4 protein-coding genes are annotated in these 3147 nt (G+C 38.2%); 1 reads left to right on the top strand and 3 read right to left on the bottom strand.

Annotated features, from left to right (window positions below):
- Together AC1DUW_RS24345 and splB are read right to left on the bottom strand one after the other, a co-directional pair.
- Nucleotides 1-751: patatin-like phospholipase family protein (locus tag AC1DUW_RS24345; RefSeq protein WP_477643674.1), on the bottom strand; the 751-nt coding region annotated here is incomplete at its 3' end.
- A gap of 84 nt (nt 752-835) precedes the next feature.
- Nucleotides 836-1861, bottom strand: a complete 1026-nt coding sequence (gene splB, locus AC1DUW_RS24340; protein WP_053346929.1) for a spore photoproduct lyase — start codon at nt 1859-1861, stop codon at nt 836-838.
- 137 nt (nt 1862-1998) lie between these two features.
- On the opposite strand from splB, the gene AC1DUW_RS24335 reads away from it, so the two are divergent.
- Nucleotides 1999-2184 (top strand): hypothetical protein, encoded by a 186-nt coding sequence (locus AC1DUW_RS24335; RefSeq protein WP_477643673.1) that lies wholly within the window; start codon nt 1999-2001, stop codon nt 2182-2184.
- A gap of 29 nt (nt 2185-2213) precedes the next feature.
- Here the strand turns inward: AC1DUW_RS24335 and AC1DUW_RS24330 are convergent.
- Nucleotides 2214-3147, bottom strand: a 934-nt coding sequence (locus tag AC1DUW_RS24330) for an MFS transporter (protein WP_477643672.1), incomplete at its 5' end; no start/stop codon positions are given.

Raw genomic sequence — 3147 nt, 5'->3', positions numbered from 1 at the left:
GAACATGTTTCTTGGAAATATAACGTGCATCATGGGCATCTTTCATTGTCTTGAATAGTGCTGAGAACAATTCAACCGCATTATCCACTTCATGCGGCTTCCATATCTCATCTGCACTAAGACGTAAGCCTATGACTGGTCGTTCCTTTCTTACATGGTCTGAATTAAATAACCACATTGGAAAATTGCTTAACACGCCTCCATCAACAAATAGAAACGTACTTTTCCCAACATTCAGCTTTACTGGTTCAAAAAAATATGGAATGCTACAACTCATTCTTACCGCCTTGGCCACTGGAAAAGTGATTGGATCGATTCCATAGTTCGGTAACTCATCAGGAAGCACTACCAATTTCCCATTTGTAATATCAGAGGTAATAATACGGAGAGAATTTGGTGGAACATCATTAAAGGTGACTACATTCCTTTCTGCTAGTTTACCCGCAACCCAATTTTCCAAGGCCTCCCCTTTATATAAACCTAATTTCCAATAAACAAGTAGCCACTTGGCAAGCGGGATAGGTAAAAGGCCCCGCCTCTTATCCAACAGGCTACTTAATTCTATATCAAGAAAAACCTCTTCCATTTCTTTTCCTGTATAACCTGCAGCAGAAAAAGCTGCTATAATTGAGCCTGCACTCGTTCCAGCTGTCCTTTTAAATACAAATCCACGTTCCTCCAATTCCTGCAGGGCTCCTACTAAACCATATGCCTTAATCCCGCCTCCGGAAAAAACGCCGTCAATAATCATTGCTGCCCTCCTCTATTCCGGTCTTTACATTTTTAAGCAGGATTAGAGCGATTTATGACTGATTTATATAGAAACAACCTTTCATCAGGTAAAATACTGAATTTCCGATTTCGGGAAAAACTTCGCTATATACCCTCGGATAGTTGATTCAAGTTCTGCTGCTTCTTCAGTTTGATACACATATTTCCCAATGCCATAGCGACCCCATTTATATTTCCGTTTCGTTTCATCAAGTTCCAATTTTGTTTTAGGGTAATTTTTTTGAATCACTTTTTTTGCAGGACCAGTAAACCTATGCTGAATTAGCTCAAAAGTTAAATCAGGAATATCCACCCCTTCTAATGCCTCACTTAACAGCTCGAATAGTTCAAAGTAGCCTTCCTTCCATGCTTCATGACGATATATTGGCGCAACGATAAAACCTAATGGGTATCCTGCACCTGCTACCTTGCGTGCCGCTTCCATTCTTTCCTCAAAGCTCGAAGTTCCAGGCTCAAAATTCTTGATCACGTAACGTGAATTAATACTAAACCGAAATCTTGTTTTCCCATTATGTTCGGCATCCAATAGATGATCGACATGATGAAATTTGGTTACAAATCGGAGAACACCGTTTTCACTTTTACCAAAATATTCAATGGCCCTTTTTAATGAATGTGTCAAATGGTCAATGCCGACAATATCAGAAGTACATGCCGCCTCGAATCGGGTAATTTCAGGTTTTCTTTCGTTTATATATTTTTCTGCTACTTCGAAAATCTCATCAAGATTCACGTATGTCCTAATGTATGGTTTTGTACCTAGCGTCGTCTGTAAATAACAATAGTGACAGTGACCCATACACCCAGTAGCAAGCGGGATAGCATATTCTGCAGATGGCTTAGACGAGTCGAACTTCAATGTTTTCCTGATTCCCACAACCAGCGTCGACTTGGCGACACGATATTTTTGCAAATCATTATCCCCAGGTAAATCTCTAATTTGATTATGTGAAGTGGTCTCACGGATCTCAATATTCATATCCTCAAATTTCTTTTTTAATTCTCGGCCAAGCGGGTATTCCAGTGCTCTTGGCTCAATATATACTAGCTGTGGGATAAATGGTTTCATATACTTCTCCATTCTTTTTCGGATTTGTTCATACTTTTATTCAAACTAGACAATCTAACTTATAAGGATAGTTTTTCTTAATTCAATTATCCTCATGATTGATTCTAATTGGTAAATTCAAGTATGGGAGATGTGATATGACTAAAAAGCAAGACTTCTTGACGAATGGAATGGGTAAACGAGTAATTACCGTTCAAACAGATAATAAATTTCCCAATCCCCGGAATGTCCCTGGAGACTCTGTCGATGAATACTCGGTGTTAAAGGATGGAAACCAATACTTGGGCGAAAAGGAAATTGCCCAACAAAATGAAAATGGCTGACAAATGAATGCAGCAAAGAAGACCGAATCCTAAGACTCGGTCTTCTCTGTTGCATTCATTTTCATTGTGTTTTCTTTAAGGAGTTTAAACGCAAGGAAAAGCAAGATAATACCAAATACTCCAGCAATAATATAACTTATATTTAAATAGTTTTTCATTAACACTGACATGAGTGGTGGTCCTGCTGCAACACCAATAAATCGTGCAGAACTATAGAAAGAGGAAATTGTTCCCCGCTGTGTCTTTTCAATATTTTCAGTAATGAGCGCATCCAAAGTTGGCAGCATGGCACCAATCGCGATTCCTAATACACTTGTTATTATAAGCAGCAACACAATTTTTTCCTTCGTATAGCCAACAAAAACTATACTTCCTGACATTAATATTAAGCTAATCAATATAATCTTTCTCATCAACGGTATGCTTCCTTTTATCTTCCTTCCCGCCACATAAGAGGAGATACATAAGAAGAACAAAGGGATTGCCAAGACAAAGCCTTTTTTAATGCCTTTTAAATCATGTAATTTTTCTAGACTTTCCGATAAAAAAAATAGCACTGCAAAAAGAACAAGCATGACAAAAACGCCCAATAGGAATACAACGGAAAGCCACTTCCCTCCCTCCTCAAAGGTTACTTTCGTTTTATTTAAAAATTCTTTGAACTTTATTGGTGCCTGATTATTCTTCGGTACTTTTATAAAGAAAAAAACGAGAACAATCGAAATTAAACTAAAAAAGGAAATAGAAAAGAACGGTAAAAACCAAATAAGTGAAGCGAATAAGGATCCTAAAATCGGACTTAACACTTTCCCGAAGGTATTCGATGTTTCAATTATGCCTAAACAGGAACTTGTTTTCTCATCATCAGCTTTATAAAGGTCCCCTACTAATGGCAAGACGATTGGAGTTGCCCCAGCCGCACCAATCCCTTGAAGTACGCGGCCCAAGATAATCCAGGTATAC

The sequence above is a fragment of the Peribacillus sp. P4_C12 genome (genome assembly GCF_056402095.1).
Note: the sequence above shows the minus strand (reverse complement) of the source record. Positions and strands in the feature narration are given on the sequence as shown.

Coding starts and splice junctions, on each gene's coding strand:
- splB (WP_053346929.1), bottom strand. CDS start 1,861: ATGAAACCATTTATCCCACAGCTAGTATATATTGAGCCAAGAGCACTG.
- AC1DUW_RS24335 (WP_477643673.1), top strand. CDS start 1,999: ATGACTAAAAAGCAAGACTTCTTGACGAATGGAATGGGTAAACGAGTA.